A 21,874-nucleotide genomic window follows, 5' to 3' on the forward strand; every position below is an offset into this window, starting at 1 on the left:
AGTTGAGGGTGCGGGTTACGGCTTTTTTCCAGGCGGTGTAGGAGTCGGTGCGGCGGGTGGGGGGCCAGGTGGGGTGCCAGCGGTGGGATTCTTGCCAGTTTTGGGTTAGGGAGTCGGGGGATTTCCAGAAACCTACTGCTAGGCCGGCGGCGTAGGCGGCGCCGAGGGCGGTGGTTTCGGCTACTACGGGGCGGGAGACGGGGACGCCCAGGATGTCGGCCTGGAGTTGCATGCAGAGATTGTTGGCGGTTATGCCGCCGTCCACGCGGAGGACGTCGAGGGGGACGCCGGAGTCGGCCTGCATGGCTTCGACGACGTCGCGGGTCTGGTAGCAGATGGCTTCCAGGGTGGCGCGGGCGATGTGGGCGCTGGTGTTGTAGCGGGAGAGGCCGACGATGGCGCCGCGGGCGTCGGAGCGCCAGTAGGGGGCGAACAGGCCCGAGAAGGCGGGGACGAAGTAGACGCCGCCGTTGTCGGGGACGCCGGCGGCCAGGGTCTCGCTGTCGGCGGCCTCGGTGATGATGCCCAGCTGGTCGCGGAGCCACTGGACGGCGGAGCCGGTGACGGCGATGGAGCCCTCCAGGGCGTACACGGGCGGGGAGTCGGCGAACTGGTAGCAGACGGTGGTGAGCAGGCCGTGCCGGGAGCGGACCAGCTCGGTGCCGGTGTTGAGGAGGAGGAAGTTGCCGGTGCCGTAGGTGTTCTTGGCCTGGCCGGGGGCGAAGCACACCTGGCCGACGGTGGCGGCCTGCTGGTCGCCGAGGTCCCCGGCGAGGCCGACCTCGCCGCCGAACGGGCCGTCGGCGCGGGTCACGCCGTACAGGCCGGGGTGGGAGGACGGCAGGATGTCGGGGAGCATGGCGCGGGGCACGCCGAACAGGGACAGCAGCTCGTCGTCCCAGTCCAGGGTCCTGAGGTCCATCAGCATGGTGCGGCTGGCGTTGGTGGGGTCGGTGACGTGCACGCCGCCGTCGGTGCCGCCGGTGAGGTGCCACAGCAGCCAGGAGTCGGTGGTGCCGAACACCGCCTCCCCGGTCTCGGCCGCCGCGCGCACGCCGTCGACGTTCGAGAGGATCCACTGGAGCTTGCCGCCGGAGAAGTAGGTGGCGGGCGGCAGGCCGGCCTTGCGGCGGATCACCTCGCCCTTGCCGTCCCGCTCCAGCGCGGCGGCGATGCGGTCGGTGCGGGTGTCCTGCCACACGATCGCGTTGTGGTACGGCCGCCCGGTCCTGCGGTTCCACACGACGGTGGTCTCCCGCTGGTTGGTGACGCCGACGGCGGCGAGGTCGGCGGCCGTCAGCCGGGCCTCGCGCAGCGTGGTCTCGATCACCGCGCGGGTGCGCTCCCAGATCTCCACCGGGTCGTGCTCCACCCAGCCGGCCTGGGGCAGGATCTGCTCGTGCTCCAGCTGGTGGCGCGCGACCTCGTTGCCACCGTGATCGAAGATCATGAACCTGGTGCTCGTGGTTCCCTGATCGACGGCTCCCACGAAGTCGGCCATGGACTGTGTCGCCTCCTTGAACGGCCCGCACGGCCGGGCCCACGCGCGGCGAAGAAGCCCGGTTCCCGGCACGGTACCCGCCCGGAGGCCCGCCGATCACCTCAGGCCACGCGCGCGTTTCCCGTTTCGGCGAGCAACTAACCCGTTGTCATTCCAAATCTGGCGATTTAGCGTTTAACCAGTCCATATCGGAAACTGTGAACTAGCCGAAAGCGGCCTTGCGCCGCCACCTATCCCAGGGAGGACGCGACCCGATGGCCAAACCGCTGGGCGTGCAGCTGTACACGGTCCGCGACCGGATGAAGAGCGATCGCGACGAGGTGCTGGGCCGGATAGCGGGGATCGGCTACGGCGCCGTGGAGCCGTACGATCCGCTGGACGACCCCGAGGGATTCCGGCGCGTCGTCGACGACCTGGGGCTCGTGGTCTCCGGCACCCACGCGATCGACCTGATCAGGCAGGATCCCGGCAAGGTCCTGGACGCGGTGGCCGCCATCGGCACCGACTCGGTGATCGTCCCCGCGGGCATCCCCGAGGAGGACTTCACCACCCTGGACGGCGTCCGGCGGGCCGCCGACCTGCTGAACGGCCTCGCCGAGAAGGCCGCCCCCTACGGCCTGCGGCTCGGGTACCACAACCACTGGTGGGAGATCGAGCCGCGCCTCGGCGGCAGGCACGCCATCGAGGTGCTGGCCGACCAGCTCGCCCCCGAGGTGTTCCTGGAGATCGACACGTACTGGGCGGCGGTGGGCGGCGCCGACGTGCCGCGGCTGCTCGGGCGGCTCGGGGACCGCGTGCGCGCGCTGCACGTCAAGGACGGGCCGGGGGTCAAGGGCGAGCCGCACACCGCCGTCGGGACCGGCGTCATGCCGGTGCCGGACATCCTCGCGGCCAGCCCGGAGGCGTGGCGCATCGTCGAGCTGGACGAGTGCGCGACCGACATGCTGGAGGCGCTGGCCGCCGGATACGCCTACCTGGCCGAGCTGGAGCGGGTGTGACGTCCGGGCCGGTCGGCGTCGCCCTGGTCGGCGCCGGGAAGATCAGCGGCGAGTACCTGCGGAACCTGAGCTCCTTCCCCGACCTGCGGGTGCTCGGCGTGGCCGACCTGGACGCCGCCCGGGCCGCGGAGGTGGCGCGGGAATGGGGGGTACCGGTCGGCGGGGACGTCGACACCGTGCTGGCGCTGCCCGAGGTGGAGATCGTCGTCAACCTGACCGTGCCGGCGGCGCACGCCGACGTCGCGATCACGGCGCTGCGGGCGGGCAAGCACGTGTACGGGGAGAAACCGCTCGCGCTCACGCCCGAGGAGGGCCGGGAGGTGCTGTCCGAGGCCGTGGTGCGGGGGCTGCGCGTGGGCAGCGCGCCGGACACGTTCCTCGGGGCGGGGCTCCAGTCGGCGGCGCGGGCGCTGGCGGCGGGAGTGATCGGGACGCCGGTGGCGGCCACGGCGGTGATGCAGAACGCCGGGCCCGAGTCGTGGCATCCCAATCCGGAGTTCCTGTACCAGCGGGGCGCGGGGCCGTTGTTCGACATCGGCCCGTACTACCTCACCGCCCTGGCCTCCATGCTGGGACCGGTGGCGAAGGTGGCGGCCACGGCGCGGCAGGCCCGGCCGCGGCGGGTGATCGGGTCGGGCCCCCGGGGCGGGACCGAGTTCACGGTCGAGGTTCCCACGCACGTCATGGCGCTGATCGACTTCGTGGGCGGGCCGAGCGCGTCGTCGACGTTCAGCTTCGACTCGTCCGCGGGGGTCACGATGATCCAGATCCTCGGCACCGAGGGGACGCTGTCGCTGCCCGACCCCAACACCTTCTCCGGGCCGCTGCGGGTGCGGGCCGCCGACGACGAGGACTGGCGGGAGCTGCCCGTGGAGGGGGCCACCGCCGGGCGGGGCATCGGGCTGCTGGACATGGCGCGCGCGTTGCGTGCCGATCTTCCGCATCGGGCCACCGGGCTGCTCGGCCTGCACGTTCTGGAGGCGATGACGGCGATCATCGAGTCGGCCGAACGCGGGGAGTTCCGGCGCATCGAGACGGACGCGCCGCTGCCCGAGCCGCTGCCCGCCGGATGGGATCCGCGCGCGGCGACGGTGTGAGACCCGGCACGAGGGTAGGCATCAGGAGGTGAGCCCCTGTTCCGGTGAGCCGGTCGAAGGCAGAGGAGAGCCGCCGATGCACAAGTTCTCTTTGGTAGCCGTGTCCCGCCAGCAGATGGCGCGAGCGGCGGCGTCGACCGGCGGGCTCGCGGCCGACACGGTGGTGGGCGGGCACGAGCGCGTCCTGCGCCAGACGGTGATCGCCCTCATCAAGGGCTCGGCGCAGACCGAACACGAGGGCAACGGCGAGGCGACCGTCTTCGTGTTGTCGGGACGGGTCCGGGTGGTGGCCGGTGAGGTGTCGTGGGACGCCCTCACCGGCGACCTGGTGATCGTTCCCTCGGAACGGCACCGCGTCGAGGCCGTGGAGGACTCCTCGATCCTCCTCACGGTGGCCATGCCCCGCTGACCCGATCAGGTGCCCGCCAGGGCCACCGTCGGGGAGAGGCGGGCGGCGCGCATGGCCGGGTACAGGCCGGCGAGGGTGCCGATCACCAGCGTGGCGCCCAGGGCGGCGCCCACGGACCACAACGGGACGACGCCGGGCCAGTCCCGGGAGAAGGCGTAGGCGACGGAGACGGCCGCGCCCACGGCGGAGCCTATGGCGCCGCCGCAGAACGAGAGCAGGAGCGACTCGGTCAGGAACTGGAGGCGGATCTGGCCCCGGGTGGCGCCGAGGGAGCGGCGCAGGCCGATCTCCCTGCGGCGTTCCAGGACGGAGATGACCATGGTGTTGGCCACGCCCACGCCGCCCACCAGGAGGGCCACGGCGCCGAGGCCGAGGAGAAGGTTGGTGAAGGCGCCCGCGGCGGCGGCCTTGGCCTCCAGGGCGTCGGAGGGGCGGCTGACGTCGACCTCGTCGGGGTTCTCGGGGTTGACCGTGCGGGCCAGGACCTCGCCGACGGCCGTCACGGCCTCGTCCGGGGAGCGTTCGTAGATCATCGTGGGGTGGCCGTCGAAGTCCAGGTAACGCTCGGCGGCGGGCCAGCCGACCAGGGCGGAGCGCTCGATCTCCGGGGCCAGTGGCATCGCGTCGAGGATGCCGATCACGGTGAACCAGCGGTCGCCGAGCCAGACCTGTACTCCGGTGCGGGTGAGGCCGAGGCGTTCGGCGGCGACCGCGCCCAGCACCACGGCGGGGCCGCGGGCGGTGGCGGCGTTCAGCCAGGTGCCGGTGCGGACGGTGCCGCGCAGGGTGGCGAGCAGGTCCTCCCTGGCGGCTTGCACCTGGATGCCGCCGGTCACCGCCTCGGAGATCTTGCTGGTGCGGCGCACCGTCGCGTCGAGGTCGCCGGTCGCGCTGGCGGCGGTGACCGGGCCGACGCGCCGGACCATCTCCACCGATTTCAGCGGCAGCTTGGCGTCCTCGCCGAACATGGTCTGGCCCGGTTTGACGGTCAGCATGTTGGTGCCGAGCGCGTCCAGGCGGCTGAGCAGGCCCGCCCGTGAGGACGACGAGATCCCGATGACCGCCACCATCGTGGCGATGCCGATGGCGATGCCGAGCGCCGACAACGCCACCCGGGCCGGCCGGGTACGCAGCCCGGCGGCCCCGACCCGCAGCACGTCCCGGGGGCCGAGCCGCGCCGGGACCAGTCGCGGCGCGCCGTCGTTCCGCCTGGAGCGGCGAGGCGCCTGCCGCACGGCCTCACCCCCCGGTCGCGCCATGGCATCCGTGATGCCGTCCGCCGGTCGTGTGGTCTCGCTCACCGTTCGCTCCCCTCGCCGGGCCCTCGTGGTCCGGGGCCGCCGGTGTGGGAGGCGAGGCCGTCGGCGCCGCGGCCCAGCCGGTTCAGTGTGCTCGCGGCCGGGTGGCCGCGGCCGGGGCCGTCGTCGGCGGCGATCAGGCCGTCGCGCATGCGGACGCGGCGCGGGGTCCAGTCCGCGATCTCCATGTCGTGGGTGATGATCGCCACCGTGGTGCCCGAGGTGTTCAGGTCGGCGAGGACGGCCAGGACCTCGGCGCCCGCGGCGGAGTCCAGGTTGCCGGTGGGCTCGTCGGCCATGAGCAGCGGGGGGTCGCCGACCACGGCGCGGGCCACGGCCACCCGCTGCTGCTCGCCTCCGGACAGCTGGTGCGGCCGGTGGCCGAGCCGGTGGCCGAGGCCGACCCGCTCCAGGGCGGCGGCGGCGCGGTCGCGGCGCTCGCGGGAGGGACGGCCGCTGTACAGCAGGCCGTCGGCGACGTTGTCCAGCGCCGTGGTCCCGGCCGCCAGGTGGAACTGCTGGAACACGAAACCGAGGTGCCGGGAGCGCAGCGCGGACAGCTCCCGGTCGCGCAGCGCCCCGACCTCGTACCCCGCGATGCGCACCCCGCCGGACGTCGGCCGGTCCAGCGTGCCGATCATGTGCAGCAGCGTGGACTTGCCCGACCCGGACGGCCCCACGATGGCCAGCATCTCCCCCGGTTCGATGGCCATGCTGACCCCGCGCAGGGCCTCCACCTGCCCGGCGTAGACCTTGCGCAGGTCGGTGATCTCGACGATGGCGCTCACCGGTCCGGCACCCCGACCTTCATCCCCTCGGCCAGCCCGGCGCCGGACACCTCGACCCGCCCCTGGCCGTACGCGCCGGTCTCCACCGCCACGACCTTCGACGTGCCGCCGTCGACGAGCTCCACCCCGAAGCCGCCCTCGCGCAGCGCCAGCAGCGCCTCGATCGGCACCGACAGCACGCCCTTGGCCTTCTCGCTGGTCAGGGTCACGCTGACCGGCGCCTGGTCCAGCCGCCCCGCCTTCTTCGGCGACGCCAGCGCGATCTCCAGGCCGACGGTCGGCTCCGACTCGTCGCCGGGCGCGTCGCTCCCGGCGTCCACGACCGTGCCGATCTCGCTGATCTTCCCCTTGAGCTCGGTCCCGTCGGGCAGCTCGACGGTCACCCGTGCCCCCTTGCGGGCCAGCGGCTGCAGGTCGGCCTCCAGGTCCACGTGCACCGTACGGCGGGTCGAGGTGACGGTGAGCACCTGGTGGCCCGGCGCCACCTTGTCGCCCACCTCCGCCTTCACCGCGGACACCCGCGCCGGGCCGGGCAGGAACACCACCTGGCTCGCGTCCACCGCCCCCGTCTCCGGCAGGCCGCGGTCGTCCTGCCAGTCCAGCACGGCCAGGTACGTGGCGTAGGTGAACTCCGTGTCCACCGTCATGTCGTCGCCGTACCCGAGCTTCTTGAGGTTGCGCTCCAGCTGCTCGACGTCCGTCCCGTCGGAGACCCCGCGCTGAAGCGTCCGGTAGAGCGGCAGCCACCCGTACATCAGCACCTGTGGCTTGCGGTCCACCTTGATCAGTGGCCGGCCCCGGGTCACGATCGCGCCCTCCGGCGCGATCGACGTCACCGTGCCGGCCGCGCCCCCGTAGATCTTGCGCTCGCCCTCGTAGGTCAGCGTGCCGTCGACCGACATGCTGTCGGTCAGGTCGCCGCGCTCGATGGCCGCCGTCTTGGCCGGCGGCGGGGCCGTCGTGGGCCCGGACGGCCCGGCCCGGCCGCCGCCCGTCATCACCGCCGCCGCCGTCCCGGCCAGGATCGCCGTCACCGCGATCCCGGCCGGCAGCGCAGGCCGCCGTATCCGCATCACCGTTCACCTCTCAGGCCTCGGGACGATCGCCCTCGGCAAGGCTGATTTGTAGTCAGGGTCTGATTAGCGGCGGATAAGCGACGGCCCTTACCGGTGACTAACACGCGATGGACCAGGCTGAAGGCCTGAAATCGGCCCGGGAGCCCTCCGCAGGTCCGGGCCGTGGCGGAAGGGACCGTGGAGATGCGCGTGCTCGTGGTGGAGGATGAGGACCGGCTCGCCGAAGCCATCGCCCATGGGCTGCGGCGGCGGGCCATCGCGGTGGACGTCGTCTACGACGGCGCCGAGGCGCTGGAGCGGGTCGCCTACGTCGAGTACGACGTGATCGTCCTCGATCGCGACCTGCCCGAGCTGCACGGCGACGAGGTGTGCCGCAGGCTCACGGAGGCGGGGTCGCTCAGCAGGGTGCTGATGCTGACCGCCGCGGGTGAGGTGCTCGACCGGGTGGACGGGCTGTCGCTCGGCGCCGACGACTACCTCACCAAGCCGTTCGCCTTCACCGAGTTGGTGGCGCGCATCCGCACCCTGGCCCGGCGCACCGGCCCGCCGCGCGCGGCGGTGCTGGAACGGGAGGGCGTGCGGCTGGACCTGGCCGCCCGCCTGGTGACGCGGCAGGGCAGGCCGGTGACGCTGACCCGCAAGGAGTTCGCCGTGCTGGCCGAGCTGATGCGGTCGGAGGTCGCGGCCTCGGCGCGGGAGCTGGTCGCGCGGGCGTGGGACCAGAACGTCGAGTCGGGCACCGGGGCGCTGCGGGTCACCATCACCACGCTGCGCAAGAAGCTCGGCCCGCCGGACGTCATCCAGACCGTCCCCGGCATCGGGTACCGCATCGGCGGGGAGCCCTCGTGAGCGGGCGCACGACGGGCGGCGCGTGGGAGGCGCGGCTCAGGAGCACGGCGCGCCGCGTGGCGGAGGGGGCGCGGCGCGGCCCGGGGCTGCGGGCACGCTTCACCCTCATCTACAGCAGCCTGTTCTTCGCGGCCGGCTCGGTGCTGCTGTGGGCGACGTACCTGCTGACGGCGACCGCGCTGAACCGGGAGTTCTACGTGCGGGTGGCCGGGCCGGAGGAGCCGATCGTCACGGAACCCGGGCGCCCGGTGATCGCCATAATGAAGAGGGACATGATCGCGCGGATCGACGAGGCCAAGGCGCAGGTGCTGGAAGACCTGCTGAACAACTCGGTGATCATCATGGTGGCGGTCGGCGTGCTCGCCATCGTGCTCGGCCACATGATGGCCAGCCGCGCGCTGCGGCCGCTGCACCGGGTCACCGTGACCGCGCGCCGCCTGTCGGAGAGCACCCTGCACGAGCGCATCGCGCTGTCCGGGCCGAACGACGACGTCAAACGGCTGGCCGACACGTTCGACGGGATGCTGGACCGGTTGCAGCGGGCGTTCGACGCGCAGCGCCGTTTCGCGCTGAACGCCTCGCACGAGCTGCGCACCCCGCTCGCGATCAACCGGACGCTGCTTGAGGTGGCGATGGAGGAACCCGAGCCGTCGGAGGATCTGGTGCGGCTCGGCAAGGCGCTGCTCAGCACCAACGCGCGGCACGAGCGCCTGATCGAGGGACTGCTGCTGCTGACCCGTTCCGAGCAGGAGGTCATCACCCCCAAGCCCGTCCAGGTGGACGAGCTGGTGGACGCCGTCGTCGAGTCGCTGGACCCGATGGCGAGGCGCAGGCGGATCCTGGTGCTGCGGCGGACGGTCCCCGCCGAGGCGGCGGGCGATCCGGTGCTCATCGAGCGGTGCGTGTTCAACCTGCTGGAGAACGCGCTGAAGTACAACGTGAAGGGCGGCACCGTCGAGATCGCCGTGACGCGGGAGCAGGAGGCGGTCGTGGTCCGGGTGGAGAACACCGGGCCGCAGATCCCCGGGTACGAGGTCGGCGAGCTGTTCGAGCCGTTCCGCAGGCTCCAGGACCGGGTCGGGGCGGCGCACGGCTCGGGGCTCGGTCTTTCGATCGTGCGGGCGATCGTCGTCGCGCACCGGGGCGAGGTGGAGGCCGCCGCACGCGCCGAGGGCGGCCTCGTCGTCACCATGAGGTTCCCGGTGCCCTAGCTCACTCGCCGCCCGTACGGGAGCCGCCGGGCCCGTCGCCGGGGCCGTCGCCAGGCCCGCCGTCGGGGCCGCGGCCGGGCAGGAGGCTCTCGCAGGCCTTCCGCGCCCGCTCCATGGTCTTGCGGTCCATGTTCTTGTCCTTCCGTATCATGATTCCGCCGCCGGGCTCGGGGTCGGGCATGTTGACGCCGTGCTCGCGCATGCAGCGGGCGAACTTCAACGCCGCGTCCCGCGCCCTCGGGTCCTCCGGGCCACCGCCGGGGCCACCCTTCGCCATGTACCGGCCGCACTCCCGGTGCGCCTGCTCCAGCTTCCTCTCGTCCTTCTTGTTCATCTTGATCGAGATGCGCCCGTCGGGCCCGGGGTCGCTCATCTCGATGCCGTGCTCGCGCATGCACTGGGCGAACTTCACGGGGTCGCTCGTCGCGGACGGGCTCGGCGACGCGGACTTGGCCGCGGTCGGGGTGCCCGCCGACGCCACGCTCGGGGTGTTCTGTCCCCCGCCGCACGCGGTCAGCGCCAGCACCGGGAGCACTCCGGCGACCAGCGCCATACGCCTGACCTTCATCTCGGCTCTCCTCCCGCCACCGGGACGCACGCCCGGCGACTGGCACCATGTCTACGGAGCCGTGGATTAGCGAGGAGTAAGCGCGTGCGCGGCCCGTGCCGCGTGGCTGGTGAGAAGGCTCGCGGCCGGTCTGACGGAGGCCGGGGCCGCGGCGGTCAGGTGGTCTCGGGGTTGGCGCCGCGCGGCTTGCCGGCGGCGAGCCAGGCGACGTCCCAGGCGGCGTACCTGCGGCGGTCCAGCGAGCGGCGGACCAGCGCGAAGCAGCCGAGCAGCAGGCCACCGGTCACCGTCACCGTGCCGGTCGCGCCGGCCATGGCGCGGGCCACCGTCATGGCGCGGTCCGGCCGCGTCCCGCCGGGGCGGCCCTTGGCGTCCAGCCACACCCGCACGGTCGAGCCCGCCCGGGTGCCGAGGAACACCGGCGCCTCGGCGATCATCGTGCGGCCCCGGACGTCGGTCCAGGAGACGGGGGTGCGCAGCTCGGCGCGCACGGAGTCGACGGACGTCCTCGGCGCGGGGGCGTCGCGCAGCACGCGGGCCGCCACCCAGTGGCCGGACCGCTCGGCGGCGACCCCGGCGCGGTACAGCGCGCCGCCGGTCGCGAAGGCGAGCGCCAGGCTCCCGGTGAACAGCAGGCCGCACACCAGCACGACGAAGGACTCGATGCGATCGGTGCGCCGGCGAAGGGCGTTGCCGTCGGGCCGGTACAGCCGTACGCGGCGCATCACCCATCGGCCCACGTCCCGCATCGGGACCACCTCCTACCGGCTTCCTTTCGCGTCCAGGCTGTCCCCTTCCCCGATCAGAGGCGTTGCCACGCCGGAATGCCATCCTTCCCTTGGCGGCCGGTTCCGGACGCGACCCGTCCCGGCCGGGCGTGCCTGCCGCGAACCCCCGCCAAGCGGTCTGAGCTGGTGTCATCCGGTGCTATCTCGTCCACAACGTCTCCTGCACGGCGTGCACGAGGGTCGTCACCTCGGCCGGGACGCGGCCGGCGGGCCACGCGAGGCCGAAGGTCAGCCGCAGGTCGCCGGCGTCGAAGGGGACGTACCTGACGTCGGGCCGCCGGATCGACGTGGCGAGCAGGCGGGGCGCGGGCAGCAGGCCGATCCCGGCGGCCACCAGGTCGAGCAGGGCCGCGTAGTCGTCGATGTCGTCGGCGACCTCCTGGTGCTGGTACGCGCCGCGCAGCGTCCCCGCGAGGCGGGCCCACATGCCGCCGGGCGGCCGGACCCTCGGCATGAGGACCTTGTGGCGGCCGAGCAGGGCGGGCGTCACCCGGGGCAGCGCGGCGAGCGGGTCCCCCGCGGGCACGGCCAGGTGGGCGACCGCGACGTGGAAGCGGGCGCCGGTGGTGCAGCCGAGGGGGAACGGTGCGCTCAGCAGGGCGGCCGGCACCTCGCCGCGCGCCAGGGCCTCGGTGGCGGCGCGCCACCCGAGGGGACGCAGCTCGACGTCGATCGCGGGCTCCCGTCCGGCCAGCCGCCGCGCCGCCCGGGCGGCGAGCGCTCCGACCAGCGGTGCATAAGCGAGCTGAATGGATGAGCGGGGCGGGGCGGCCAGGCGGGCCGCCTCGGCGGTGAAGGCGGCGGCCGTCTCCAGCAGCGTGTCCGCGTACGGCAGCAGCCCGGCGCCGGCCGGCGTGAGGCGCACCGCGCGGCTGCTCCGCTCGAACAGCGCCACGCCGAGTTGGCGCTCCAGACGTGCGACGGCCTGGCTCACCGCGGGCTGGGACATGCCGAGTTCCGCCGCGGCGCGGGAGAACCCGAGGTGCCGGGCGACGTGCGCGAAGCACTGGACGTCACGCAGGGGCGGTGCCGTGGCCACGCTCCAGTATGGCTCCCCGATCCATAAGCGGCGTCAATGGCACCGCTCTTACGGGTGATCGCGGCGGGCACGATGCCCGCGAACGCCTCGGCGTGCCCTGGCCATGGGGACGCCCCGGACCCGACGCTAGGAGCCCGAATGACCACCCCACGCATCTCGCCCTTCCCGGCCGCCACGGTGCTCGGCTACCCGAGGATCGGCCGCCGCCGGGAGCTGAAGCGGGCGCTGGAGGCGTACTGGGACGGCCGCGCCACCGCCGCGGGGCTGCGGCGCGCCGGGCTGGACCTGCGGCGGGAGAGCTGGACGCGGCTGGCCGCCCTCGGGCTGGACCGGCCGCCGTCCAACACGTTCTCCCTCTACGACCACGTGCTGGACACCGCGGTGATGCTCGGCGCGGTGCCCGAGCGCTACCGGGGGCCGTCCGCCGAGGACACCTACTTCGCCATGGCACGCGGCACCGACCGGGTGGCGCCGCTGCGGATGACCAAGTGGTTCGACACCAACTACCACTACATCGTCCCGGAGATCGGCCCGGACACCGTGTTCGCCGCCGACCCCGGCAAGCCCGTCGCGGAGGTGCGCGAGGCCCGCGAGCTGGGCCTGTCCACACGGCCGGTGCTGGTCGGGCCGGTGACGTTCCTGCTGCTGGCGCAGGGGGTGCCCGGGGGCGCGCGGCGGTTCGCGCCGCTGGACCGGCTTCCGGACGTCCTCGGCGCCTACAAAAACGTGCTCGCGGCCCTGGCCGCCGAGGGGGTCGACTGGGTGCAGCTGGACGAGCCCGCGCTGGCGGCCGGCCGGACCGAGGCGGAGCTCGACGCGGCGGGCGCGGCCTACCGGCGGCTCGGCGCGCTGCCGGACCGTCCCGGGTTGTTCGTCGCGACGTACTTCGGAAGCGCGGGCGCCGCGCTGCCCGTGCTCGCGGACACACCCGTGGAGGCGATCGGGCTCGACCTGGTGCGCGGCGACGACCACCTCACCGCCGCCTGGCCCGAGGCGCTGGCGGGCAAGACCGTCGTCGCGGGCGTGGTGTCCGGGCGGGACGTGTGGCGCACCGAGCCGGAGCCCGCCCTGGCGGCGCTCGCCGCGCTGCGCGAGCGGGCCGGGAGCGTGTCGGTGAGCACCTCCTGCTCGCTGCTGCACGTGCCGTACGACCTGGCGGCGGAGACCACGCTGGAACCCGCGCTGGTGCGGCGGCTGGCGTTCGCCGACCAGAAGGTGGCCGAGGTGACCGGGCTGGCGGCCCGGCTGGCCGTGCTGCCGCCCGGTGGCGGGCCGTCCCTGCCCCCGCCCGCCGCGCCCGTGCCCACGCGGCCTCCCGCGCCGCCCGCGCGCAGCCCGTACGAGGTGCGGGCGGCGGCGCAGGCCGCCCACCTGCGGCTGCCGCCGCTGCCCACCACCACCATCGGGTCGTTCCCGCAGACCGGTGAGCTGCGCGCGGCGCGGGCCGCGCTGGCCGCCGGGGAACTGGGCGAGGCCGAGTACGACCGCCGGGTGCGCGGCGAGATCGAACGGGTCGTCCGCCTCCAGGAACGCCTGGGGCTGGACGTGCTGGTCCACGGCGAGCCGGAACGCAACGACATGGTGCAGTACTTCGCCGAGCACCTGGACGGCTTCGCGGTCACCCGGAACGGATGGGTGCAGTCTTACGGCTCCCGCTGCACCAGACCGCCCATCCTGCACGGCGACGTACGGCGCGGCGCGCCCATCACCGTCCGCTGGGCCGAGTACGCCCGGTCGCTCACCGCCATGCCGGTCAAGGGCATGCTCACCGGGCCGGTCACCATCGTGGCGTGGTCCTTCGTGCGGCGCGACCTGCCGCTGCGCGACGTCGTGTTCCAGGTCGCGGACGCCGTCCGGGACGAGGTGCGCGACCTGGAGGACGCCGGGATCTCGATCATCCAGGTGGACGAGCCCGCGCTGCGCGAGCTGCTGCCGCTGCGGGCCGCGGACCAGGAGGCGTATCTGGCGTGGGCGGTGGAGGCGTACCGCAGGGCCACCTCCGGCGCCGGGGACCGCACCCAGATCCACACGCACCTGTGCTACTCCGACGCCGACCAGATCCTCGCCGCCATCGACGGCCTGGACGCCGACGTCACCAGCATCGAGTCCGCCCGCTCCCACGGCAGGATCCTCACCGAGCCCGCCGTCGCCGCGTTCGCCCGCGGCCTCGGCCCCGGCGTGTACGACATCCACTCCCCCCGCGTGCCTGACGCCGCCGAGGTGGAGAAGTCCCTGCGGGCCCTGCTGGACGTCCTGCCTCCCGGCCGTGTCTGGGTCAACCCGGACTGCGGCCTGAAGACCCGCACCTATCCCCAGGTGGAGGCCGCTCTCACCAACCTCGTCACCGCCACCCGCCGCGTCCGCGACACCGTCACCTCCGGAGGCGGCACGGGAACGGACGCGCGGGGCGGGTGACCCGGTGGGCCGCGCCCTGCTCAGGAGTAGGGCGGCGGCGGGCGGGGCCCGGATCTGAGTACTTCGCTACTCAGGTCCCGCGGGGCCGGTCCTCCTTCACTGGAAGTGCGAAGGATCGCATCTACCGAAAAGGACCGGTCCCGTGGCACTCACCTTCCAGCACACCCCCGAGCCCTCCCCCTCCCGCAGGACGCACGCGTCGCGGGCCAGGCGAGGGGGCGCCCGCCAACGGCGCGCACGCGCGCTCCTGCACGCGGGCACGACCGTGGCCGCCCTGTGCGACCTGCTCACCCTCATGCCCGCACACGCCGCTCCGACCGGGATCACACCCGCGCAGGCCACCGGCGCCGCTCTGACCGGGATCACACCGGCTTACGCCACCGGCGCCGCTCTGACCGGGATCACACCGGCCCACGCCACCGGCGCCGCCCCGGCCGGGATCACGACCGCCCCGGCGCACCGGGCCGGAGCAGCGGCGGTGCCCTGGTACCTGCCGTGGACCGGCTTGCTCTACCACAAGCTGCGCGACTCGGCCGACGACCGGACCTGGCCCGACTTCGCCGGGATACAGGCGTCCATCGAGATCCCCTGCGTCTCCGGGGACGGTCCGGTGGGGCCGTACCACGCGTGGATCGGCCTCGGCGGGTTCGACACCGGGAACATCATCCGGGCCGGGCTGACCGGCCAGGCGGTGCGGCGCGGGGACGCGGTGGTCACGACGTACACGATCTGGGCGGAGTCCCGCCGCGGCGTCTCGGGCTTCGCCCCCCGCGTCCAGACCAACGTGCCGCGTCCGAGCTTCTCGCGCACCGGCGACGACCTGTGCGGCCGGTCCGTCCCCGTCAAGGTCCGCTCCAACGGCGCCGTGAACCTGGACGGCCGGTGGATCCGCCTGCGCAGGCCCCGTGACGTGTCCACCGCCGAGTACATCCTGCAGGGCCGGCCCCGCTCGTCGGAGACGGTGACGTTCACGGACACGCTCATGACGGCCTTCACCCGGAACCTGAACGTCTACGGGATCGAGGGCCAGCGTGCCGCGGAGCTCGAATACCGGGGCCTCGGCCCCGTCGTCACCGGCCCGTCGAGCTTCCGCCTCACCGCACCCTGACCCCGGGTGGCGCCGCACAGGGGCAGGCGCCTGTCCTACAGCAGGGGGCCGAGGTCGCCGCGGCGGGTGACGCCCAGCTTCTGGTACACCGCCTGGAGGTGGTTCTCCACGGTGCGGACGGAGAGGACCAGCCGTCCGGCGATCTCCCGGCTGGACAGGCCGGAGGACGCGAGGAGGGCCACCTCCAGCTCCCGGCTGGTGAGGCCGGGGCCTCTCAGGCGGGCCAGGACGGGGCTGCGGGCGCCTTCACAGCGGCCGGCCAGGGCGGCGGCGCGCGCCGAGGAGGCGCGGGAGGAGGCGGGGCGGGCGGCGGACCGGTGGGCCTCGGCGGCCTGGGCGGCGGCCTCGGCGGCGTGCAGCAGCATGCCGCGCCGCTCGAAGCGGGACGCGACCTCGTCCAGGCCACGTCCGTCCCCGCCGGCGGCGGCGCGGGCGTGGGCGTCGGCGATGAGAACGAACTCCCCCTGGCACAGCGACACGAGCTCCGCGAGCCGGTCGGCGACCGCCCTGGCCGCGCCGAGCCGTACCGCGTCGTGCCGGGCGATCGCCTCAAGGCTGAACAGCCCGATCCGCGCGGCCCGGTCGCCGACCTCGAGGCAGAGGCCCACCGCCCGCGTCAGCTCACCCGACGTGGCGGCGATCCACGGCCGGACCATGTCGACGTGGCAGCGCAGCAGCGGGAACTCGATGCCCTCCGTGCCCGCCATGGCCCGCTCGGCGCCCTCGGCGTCCCCGCCGAACGCCATGGCCAGCGCCAGGTCCGCGTGCCCGATCGCGGCGTAGCCGCTCGGGACGTTCACCGTGCCGGGATTGCTCATCAGCCGCACGGCCTCCGCGACCTGGCCGCGCAGCAGGGCCAGCCGGCCGCGGACGAAGCGCTCCTCGTAGCGCGCGACCTCCCATGCGCCGTCCTCCGTCAGGGCGGCGTGCCCCTCCGCGACGACGACCTGGTACGTGTCCGGGTCTCCGGTGATCAGCGCGGCGTGGGCCCTGACGGCGTACGCGGTCCGGAGCAGCACCGGGACGTGGTCACGCCACTGCTCCTGGGACGCCAGTGCCCGCCGGGCGAACTCGGCGGCGTCCAGGGGACGGCCGGAGAACAGATGGATCCAGCCGTGGACCATGTTGGCCTGGGCGGCCATCGCCGGGCTCGCCGGGTCGGCGAGGATCCAGCGGGCCAGCCTCGACGCGCCCTCGGTGTCGTTGCGGCCCATCATGAGATGGCCGGCGCGCTGGATGGCGAACTCCTGGCGGTTCTCCGGCCGCACGCAGGCCGGCTCGTGCTCGTCCAGCAACGCGGACGCCTCGGCGAACCGCCCCATGGAGTTGAGCGTGTTGGCCCTGGTCACCGCCAGCAGGGTGCGGGTGCGTTCGTCGCAGGGCCGTTCCAGCGCCGCCGCGAGGAGCCGGTCGGCCTCCTCCCCCCTGCCCGCGTACAGCAGGACCGTGCCGAGCATCAGCTCCGCCTCGCTCCCGCCGCCCCCCGCCACGGCGGCCCGCGCCAGCCGTACGGCCAGGGGGTATTCGTGCAGCGCCCACGCCAGCCTGCACGCCCGCACCAGCGGCCCCGGCTCCCCGGGTGTTCCGCTCTCCAGCCGCCACACCGCCGCCCGCACCTCGTCCCCGCCCACCGCCCCCGCCAGCTCCCCGAACCGCCTCCGCCGCCGCAGCCGCGGGCACCGCCCCCGGATCACCTCGCCGTACAGCGGATGCCCGAGCCACACCATCTCACCCCCGGGATCGGCGTCCCCCTGAGCGCCTACCGTCCCGGGATCGTCGTTCCCCTGAGCTCCCCCCGCCCCGGGATCGGCGCCCTCCTGAGCGGAGGCCGCCCCGCCGCCACCCGCCGCCCCGGGTGAAGACCGCTCGGGAGCGACCCGGACGAGGCCGCGCGCCTCGACGGTCTCCACCGCACGCCACCCCGCCACGGCGACCAGGGCCGCGAGCGGCACCGGCTCGCCGAAGGCGGTCAGCTCCAGTACGGCGGTCTCGTCCTCGCCCAGCTCCCCCATCCGCCCGGCGATCAGTTCGGCCAGGCGGTCGGGCAGCACCGTCCCCTCCCGCCACCGCCAGCCGTCCTCGGTGAGCCGCAGCGTCCGGGCCAGCTCGCGGAGGTACAAAGGGTTACCCTCACTCAGCCGGTACAGCAGGGCACAGGTCTCCCCGGGCACCCGCCCGAGCGCCGCCACCAGCAGTTCGTCCACCTGCTCCCGGGTCAGCGGCCTCAGGTCGACCCGTACGGCCAGCTCGTCCTTCCACAACGACGTGACCGCGTCCGGCCTGGGCTGCCCGGCGCGCAGCGTCGCGAGCACCTGCCCGTACCCGGCCACCTGGTGGACCAGCGCCGCCGAGGCGTCGTCCAGCAGGTGCGCGTCGTCCACCACGAGCAGCAGCCGCCGCTCCCCCGCCAGCGACCGCACCACCCGCCCCGCCCACCCGAGCACGTTGGCCCTCGGCGGCTCCCCGGCCAGCAACGGCCCGAACGCCCCGAGCGGCACATCCCGGGCAGCCCGCGTCCCGTCCACCCTGAACACCGCATACGACCCCCCAACCCCCCCGGCCACCTCCCGCACCAGCCGGCTCTTCCCCACCCCGGCCACCCCGGCCACCACCACCGACCCCCCACCGGCGATGGCCCCCCTGACCACGCCGCGCTCCCGCCCCCGCCCGCAAAAGGGCCACATCCCCCCAGTATCGGGCCCTACCTTCCCCTTGGCACCCGGCTCCCGCGCATCCGGCGGCCGAAGCGATGCATGTAAAATGCATGCATGGTGGCGTTGCAGATCAGGGACGTGCCCGAGAGCGTGCGAGAAGCCCTCGCCGCGCAGGCTCGGGCGCGTGGGATGTCATTGCAGGGATTGCTGCTGGAACTCGTGACCACAGAGGCTCGCCGGGCGCGGAACCTGGCGGTTCTGGATCGGGCCCGTCGCCGGGCCGGAGGTTACGACGCGCGGCCCGGAGAGGCGGTGACGGAACTCGACGAGATCCGCCGGGAGCGATCCGCACGGTTCGAGGGAGACGAGTGATCGTCATCGACGCCTCCGTGCTGGCCGAGGCACTGACCGGGTCCGGCCGGGCGGCCGAGGCCGCGCGGGAGGCCCTGGGGGGCGACCCCAGGTGGGCCGGGCCATCCCTGCTCAAGACCGAGACTCTTTCGGTGATCCGGGGACGCCTGCTCGGCAAGAAGATCACGCAGGAGACGGCGGACGACGCGGTCACCGACCTGATGGCGGTCGTGGTCGACACCGTCGACGAGAACTGCCTCCTGCCCCGGATATGGGAACTTCGCGGCAACCTCACCGCATATGACGCGGCTTACGTGGCCGCCGCCGAAGCCCTCGGCTGCTCTCTGGTCACCATGGACGCCAGACTCAGCCGCGCCATCGGCCCGAGATGTCCAATCCAGGTGGTCACCTCCTGAAAAGGCCTGGGGTCAGGTGAAGCGGCGGAGGCGGAGGCTGTTGGTGACGACGAAGACGGAGGAGAAGGCCATGGCGGCGCCGGCGATCATGGGGGTGAGGAGGCCGGCGGCGGCGAGGGGGATGGCGGCGACGTTGTAGGCGAAGGCCCAGAACAGGTTGGACTTGATGATGCGGAGGGTGCGCCGGGAGAGGCGGATGGCGTCGGCGGCCACGCGCAGGTCGCCGCGGACCAGGGTGAGGTCGGAGGCCTCGATGGCGGCGTCGGTGCCGGTGCCCATGGCGAGGCCCAGGTCGGCCTGGGCGAGGGCGGCGGCGTCGTTGACGCCGTCGCCGACCATGGCGACGGTGCGGCCCTCGGACTGGAGGCGCTTGACGACGTCGAGCTTGTCGGCGGGGAGGACCTCGGCGATGACGTCCTCGGGCGGGATGCCGACCTCGGCGGCGACGGCCCTGGCGGCGGCCGTGTGGTCGCCGGTGAGCAGGACGGGCCGCAGGCCGAGGGCGCGCAGGTCGGCCACGGCCTGGCGGGAGGTCGGCTTGACGGTGTCGGCGACCACGAGGATGCCGCGGGCGGCGCCGTCCCAGCCGACGGCCACGGCGGTGCGGCCGGCGGCCCTGGCCTCGCCGAGCGCCCGCTCCAGCTCGGGCGGGAGGTGCTGGGACCACTCGGCGAGCAGCTGGGGGCGTCCCACCAGGACGGCGTGGCCGTCCACGACGCCCTGCACGCCCAGCCCTTCCAGGTTGGCGAAGTCCTCGGGGACGGGCAGTTCGGCGGCAGCGTCGGCGGCGGCGCGGGCGACGGCCTGGGCGATGGGGTGCTCGGAGGCGTGTTCCAGGGCTCCGGCCAGGTGGAGCACCTGGGCGGGGTCCTCGCCGGGGGCGGGGACGACGGCGACGAGGGTCATCCTGCCCTCGGTGACGGTGCCGGTCTTGTCGAGCACGACGGTGTCGACGCGGCGGGTGGACTCCAGGACCTCCGGGCCCTTGATCAGGATGCCGAGGGCCGCGCCGCGGCCGGTGCCGACCAGCAGGGCGGTCGGGGTGGCCAGGCCGAGGGCGCAGGGACAGGCGATGATGAGGACGGCCACGGCCGCGGTGAACGCGGCGGCGGTCCCGGCGCCGGTGCCCAGCCAGTAGCCGAGGGTTCCGACGGCCAGCGCGATGACGACGGGCACGAAGACGCCGGACACGCGGTCGGCCAGGCGCTGCACCTGGGCCTTGCCGGACTGCGCGTCCTCCACCAGCTTGGCCATCTGGGCCAGCCTGGTGTCCGCCCCGACCCGGGTGGCCCGGACCACCAGCCGCCCGCCGGCGTTGACGGTGGCCCCGGTGACGGCGTCGCCGGGCCCCACCTCGACCGGGACGGGCTCGCCGGTCAGCATCGAGGCGTCGACCGCCGAGGAGCCCTCCTCGACCACGCCGTCGGTGGCGATCTTCTCGCCGGGACGGACCACGAAGCGGTCGCCCACTCCGAGCTGATCGCTCGGCACGCGGGTCTCGGCGCCGCCGCGCAGCACGGCCACGTCCTTGGCGCCGAGGTCCAGCAGGGCGCGCAGGGCGGACCCGGCGCGGCGCTTGGCGCGGGACTCGAAGTACCGCCCGGCCAGGAGGAACGCGGTGACGCCGGCCGCCGCCTCCAGGTAGATGTTGGAGGCCCCGCCGGTGCGCTCGGCGGTGAACTCGAACCCGTGGGTCATGCCCGGCATGCCCGCGTCGCCGAGGAACAGCGCCCACAGCGACCACCCGAACGCGGCGAGGGTGCCGAGCGACACCAGCGTGTCCATGGTGGCGGCGCCGTGGCGCAGGTTGACCCAGGCCGCGCGGTGGAACGGCCATCCGCCGTACACGACCACGGGCGCGGCCAGCACCAGGGAGAGCCACTGCCAGTTGGTGAACTGGAGCGGCGGGATCATCGCCATGGCGATCACCGGGACCGCCAGGACGGCCGAGGTGACCAGGCGCTGCCGCAGCGGGCGCAGCTCGTCCTCCGGGCCGTCCGCGGCGGCCTCTGGCGGGGCGGGGAGGGCGGCTGTGTACCCGGCCTTCTCGACCTCGGCGACCAGGTCGCGGGGGTCGAGGCCGCCGGGGTAGGCGACCTTGGCCTTCTCGGTGGCGTAGTTGACGGTCGCGGTGACGCCGTCCAGCTTGTTGAGCTTGCGCTCGATGCGGTTGGCGCAGGACGCGCAGGTCATGCCGCCGATGGTCAGCTCCACCGACCCGCCGGCCGCCTGCCGTCCGTCCCCGGCCATGGTGTCCCCCTCCCGCGCCGTGCCCCTCATGACCGGTCTACCACCTGGTAACCGGCCTCCTCGACGGCGGCCGTGATGGCGGCGTGGTCGCCGGCGGCGTCGCCGTCCACGGTCAGCAGGCCGGTGGCCAGGTCAACCCGTACCCCGGTGACGCCCGGCACCGCACCCACTTCCTCCTGCACGGAGCTGACACAGTGGCCGCAGGTCATGCCCTTGACGGTGTAAGTGGCGGTCATGGGGGTCGTTCCTTCCGTTAGGCGTGCACACCACAATACACCGTACCCCCCTTGGGTATTCCCGGGCCGCCTCTCAGGCGCACAGGCAGTCGCAGGGGTCCTCGGCGGCGGCCGGGCGCAGCCGGGGCTCCAGCAGCAGGGCGAGACGGCTCCGCGCCCGGGAGGTGCGGCTCTTCACCGTGCCGACCGGGATGCCGAGCGCCTCGGCGATCTCCGGCTGGGTCAGCGACTCGTAGTAGGTCAGCCGCAGCACCGCCCGCTCGTGCGGGTCCAGCTCGGCGAGGGCGCACCGCACCTCCGCGCTGAGCCAGGAGTCCCGTCCGTCGTCCTCCCGGCCCCTCCGCTCGGCGAGGTCCGCCAGCACGTCGGACGGCACGGTGGTGCCGGTCCTGCGCTCGCTGCGATGGACGTCGATCGCGGTGCGCCGCACGATCGCGTACAGCCAGGGGAGCAGGGGCCGGGAGGCGTCGAAGTCCGGGGCCGCGCGCCAGGCCCGCACGAAGGCCAGCTGGACGGCGTCCGCCGCCCATTCGTGATTGCCGAGAATACGCATTGCGGTCGCGAACAATGGCGCGTGATAAGAGTCGTGGATTTCTTTGAACGCGTCCGGCGAACCCTGCTTGAAACACTCCGCGAGCTCGTCGTCACCGCACGTGCACACCGTAAGCCTCCATGAGTCCAGTGGCCGTTCCGCCGCCCTGAGAATCAGCGCCGGACCGCTCTTCTGTCCATGGGATTTATGGCGGCGCATCCGCGCCCCGGAAGATCGCAAATAGGCCTTCAAAGGTGTCTCCGCAGGTAGATGACGATCCCACCTCACCG

Annotated in this window: 20 protein-coding genes; 9 read left to right on the forward strand and 11 right to left on the reverse strand. The window is 73.9% G+C overall.

What is annotated here, in order from left to right; translation table 11 throughout:
- Positions 1 to 1,501, reverse strand: a 1,501-nt coding sequence (gene glpK, locus ACFP1K_RS32150; protein ID WP_380760437.1) for a glycerol kinase GlpK, incomplete at its 3' end; no start/stop codon positions are given.
- Positions 1,502 to 1,755: 254 nt separating this feature from the next.
- On the opposite strand from glpK, the gene ACFP1K_RS32155 reads away from it, so the two are divergent.
- The 3 genes from ACFP1K_RS32155 to ACFP1K_RS32165 all read left to right on the forward strand — a co-directional run bounded on the left by ACFP1K_RS32155 (position 1,756) and on the right by ACFP1K_RS32165 (position 4,005).
- Positions 1,756 to 2,499, forward strand: a complete 744-nt coding sequence (locus ACFP1K_RS32155; protein WP_380760439.1) for a sugar phosphate isomerase/epimerase family protein — start codon at positions 1,756 to 1,758, stop codon at positions 2,497 to 2,499.
- Positions 2,496 to 3,596, forward strand: a complete 1,101-nt coding sequence (locus ACFP1K_RS32160) for a Gfo/Idh/MocA family protein (protein WP_380760441.1) — start codon at positions 2,496 to 2,498, stop codon at positions 3,594 to 3,596. Before ACFP1K_RS32155 ends, ACFP1K_RS32160 begins: the two co-directional genes overlap by 4 nt.
- Positions 3,597 to 3,672: 76 nt before the next feature.
- Entirely contained in the window at positions 3,673 to 4,005 is a 333-nt protein-coding gene (locus ACFP1K_RS32165; RefSeq protein WP_380760443.1) for a cupin domain-containing protein, read from the forward strand.
- Positions 4,006 to 4,010: 5 nt separating this feature from the next.
- Here ACFP1K_RS32165 and ACFP1K_RS32170 read toward each other — a convergent pair whose 3' ends face one another.
- Genes ACFP1K_RS32170 through ACFP1K_RS32180 form a run of 3 tightly spaced genes read right to left on the reverse strand, consistent with a single transcriptional unit; the run spans position 4,011 to position 7,164 of the window.
- Positions 4,011 to 5,306, reverse strand: a complete 1,296-nt coding sequence (locus ACFP1K_RS32170) for an ABC transporter permease (RefSeq protein WP_380760445.1) — start codon at positions 5,304 to 5,306, stop codon at positions 4,011 to 4,013.
- Complete coding sequence (locus ACFP1K_RS32175; RefSeq protein ID WP_380760447.1) at positions 5,303 to 6,091, reverse strand: ABC transporter ATP-binding protein; 789 nt, start codon at positions 6,089 to 6,091, stop codon at positions 5,303 to 5,305. Before ACFP1K_RS32175 ends, ACFP1K_RS32170 begins: the two co-directional genes overlap by 4 nt.
- Positions 6,088 to 7,164, reverse strand: a complete 1,077-nt coding sequence (locus ACFP1K_RS32180; protein WP_380760449.1) for a peptidoglycan-binding protein — start codon at positions 7,162 to 7,164, stop codon at positions 6,088 to 6,090. The genes ACFP1K_RS32175 and ACFP1K_RS32180 overlap by 4 nt, the downstream gene beginning before the upstream one ends.
- A 186-nt stretch (positions 7,165 to 7,350) precedes the next feature.
- Between ACFP1K_RS32180 and ACFP1K_RS32185 the strand changes: the two genes are divergently transcribed.
- Both ACFP1K_RS32185 and ACFP1K_RS32190 read left to right on the forward strand, forming a co-directional pair.
- Positions 7,351 to 8,016, forward strand: coding sequence for a response regulator transcription factor (locus ACFP1K_RS32185; RefSeq protein WP_380760518.1), 666 nt, complete (start codon positions 7,351 to 7,353; stop codon positions 8,014 to 8,016).
- Entirely contained in the window at positions 8,013 to 9,227 is a 1,215-nt protein-coding gene (locus tag ACFP1K_RS32190) for a HAMP domain-containing sensor histidine kinase (RefSeq protein ID WP_380760451.1), read from the forward strand. Before ACFP1K_RS32185 ends, ACFP1K_RS32190 begins: the two co-directional genes overlap by 4 nt.
- A 1-nt stretch (position 9,228) precedes the next feature.
- Here the strand turns inward: ACFP1K_RS32190 and ACFP1K_RS32195 are convergent, their stop codons facing one another.
- The 3 genes from ACFP1K_RS32195 to ACFP1K_RS32205 form a co-directional block, all read right to left on the reverse strand.
- Positions 9,229 to 9,795, reverse strand: a complete 567-nt coding sequence (locus ACFP1K_RS32195) for a hypothetical protein (RefSeq protein ID WP_380760453.1) — start codon at positions 9,793 to 9,795, stop codon at positions 9,229 to 9,231.
- A 155-nt stretch (positions 9,796 to 9,950) separates the two neighbouring features.
- Complete coding sequence (locus tag ACFP1K_RS32200) at positions 9,951 to 10,544, reverse strand: Rv1733c family protein (protein WP_380760455.1); 594 nt, start codon at positions 10,542 to 10,544, stop codon at positions 9,951 to 9,953.
- 178 nt (positions 10,545 to 10,722) lie between these two features.
- On the reverse strand, positions 10,723 to 11,622 hold the full coding sequence (locus tag ACFP1K_RS32205) for a LysR family transcriptional regulator (RefSeq protein ID WP_380760457.1): 900 nt from the start codon (positions 11,620 to 11,622) through the stop codon (positions 10,723 to 10,725).
- Positions 11,623 to 11,760: 138 nt separating this feature from the next.
- On the opposite strand from ACFP1K_RS32205, the gene metE reads away from it, so the two are divergent.
- The gene (gene metE / locus ACFP1K_RS32210; RefSeq protein ID WP_380760458.1) at positions 11,761 to 14,037 is read left to right on the forward strand and encodes a 5-methyltetrahydropteroyltriglutamate--homocysteine S-methyltransferase; all 2,277 of its coding nucleotides are present in this window, start codon (positions 11,761 to 11,763) and stop codon (positions 14,035 to 14,037) included.
- A 142-nt stretch (positions 14,038 to 14,179) separates the two neighbouring features.
- Entirely contained in the window at positions 14,180 to 15,145 is a 966-nt protein-coding gene (locus tag ACFP1K_RS32215; protein ID WP_380760460.1) for a hypothetical protein, read from the forward strand.
- A 35-nt stretch (positions 15,146 to 15,180) separates the two neighbouring features.
- Here ACFP1K_RS32215 and ACFP1K_RS32220 read toward each other — a convergent pair whose 3' ends face one another.
- On the reverse strand, positions 15,181 to 17,793 hold the full coding sequence (locus ACFP1K_RS32220; RefSeq protein ID WP_380760463.1) for a helix-turn-helix transcriptional regulator: 2,613 nt from the start codon (positions 17,791 to 17,793) through the stop codon (positions 15,181 to 15,183).
- Between the two features lie 120 nt (positions 17,794 to 17,913).
- On the opposite strand from ACFP1K_RS32220, the gene ACFP1K_RS32225 reads away from it, so the two are divergent.
- Together ACFP1K_RS32225 and ACFP1K_RS32230 are read left to right on the forward strand one after the other, a co-directional pair.
- On the forward strand, positions 17,914 to 18,171 hold the full coding sequence (locus ACFP1K_RS32225; protein ID WP_380760466.1) for a hypothetical protein: 258 nt from the start codon (positions 17,914 to 17,916) through the stop codon (positions 18,169 to 18,171).
- Positions 18,168 to 18,566: a type II toxin-antitoxin system VapC family toxin gene (locus ACFP1K_RS32230; RefSeq protein ID WP_380760468.1), complete on the forward strand. Its 399-nt coding sequence runs from the start codon at positions 18,168 to 18,170 to the stop codon at positions 18,564 to 18,566. The genes ACFP1K_RS32225 and ACFP1K_RS32230 overlap by 4 nt, the downstream gene beginning before the upstream one ends.
- A 12-nt stretch (positions 18,567 to 18,578) precedes the next feature.
- On the opposite strand, the gene ACFP1K_RS32235 is transcribed toward ACFP1K_RS32230, so the two are convergent.
- The 3 genes from ACFP1K_RS32235 to ACFP1K_RS32245 form a co-directional block, all read right to left on the reverse strand.
- The gene (locus tag ACFP1K_RS32235; RefSeq protein ID WP_380760521.1) at positions 18,579 to 20,816 is read right to left on the reverse strand and encodes a heavy metal translocating P-type ATPase; all 2,238 of its coding nucleotides are present in this window, start codon (positions 20,814 to 20,816) and stop codon (positions 18,579 to 18,581) included.
- A gap of 26 nt (positions 20,817 to 20,842) precedes the next feature.
- Positions 20,843 to 21,052: a heavy-metal-associated domain-containing protein gene (locus ACFP1K_RS32240; RefSeq protein WP_380760470.1), complete on the reverse strand. Its 210-nt coding sequence runs from the start codon at positions 21,050 to 21,052 to the stop codon at positions 20,843 to 20,845.
- Positions 21,053 to 21,125: 73 nt separating this feature from the next.
- Positions 21,126 to 21,803 carry an RNA polymerase sigma factor gene (locus ACFP1K_RS32245; RefSeq protein ID WP_380760523.1) on the reverse strand — a complete coding sequence of 226 codons (678 nt, stop codon included), beginning with the start codon at positions 21,801 to 21,803 and terminating at the stop codon, positions 21,126 to 21,128.
- Positions 21,804 to 21,874 lie beyond the last annotated feature (71 nt).

The organism is Sphaerisporangium aureirubrum (assembly GCF_042658925.1).
Classification (GTDB): domain Bacteria; phylum Actinomycetota; class Actinomycetes; order Streptosporangiales; family Streptosporangiaceae; genus Sphaerisporangium; species Sphaerisporangium aureirubrum.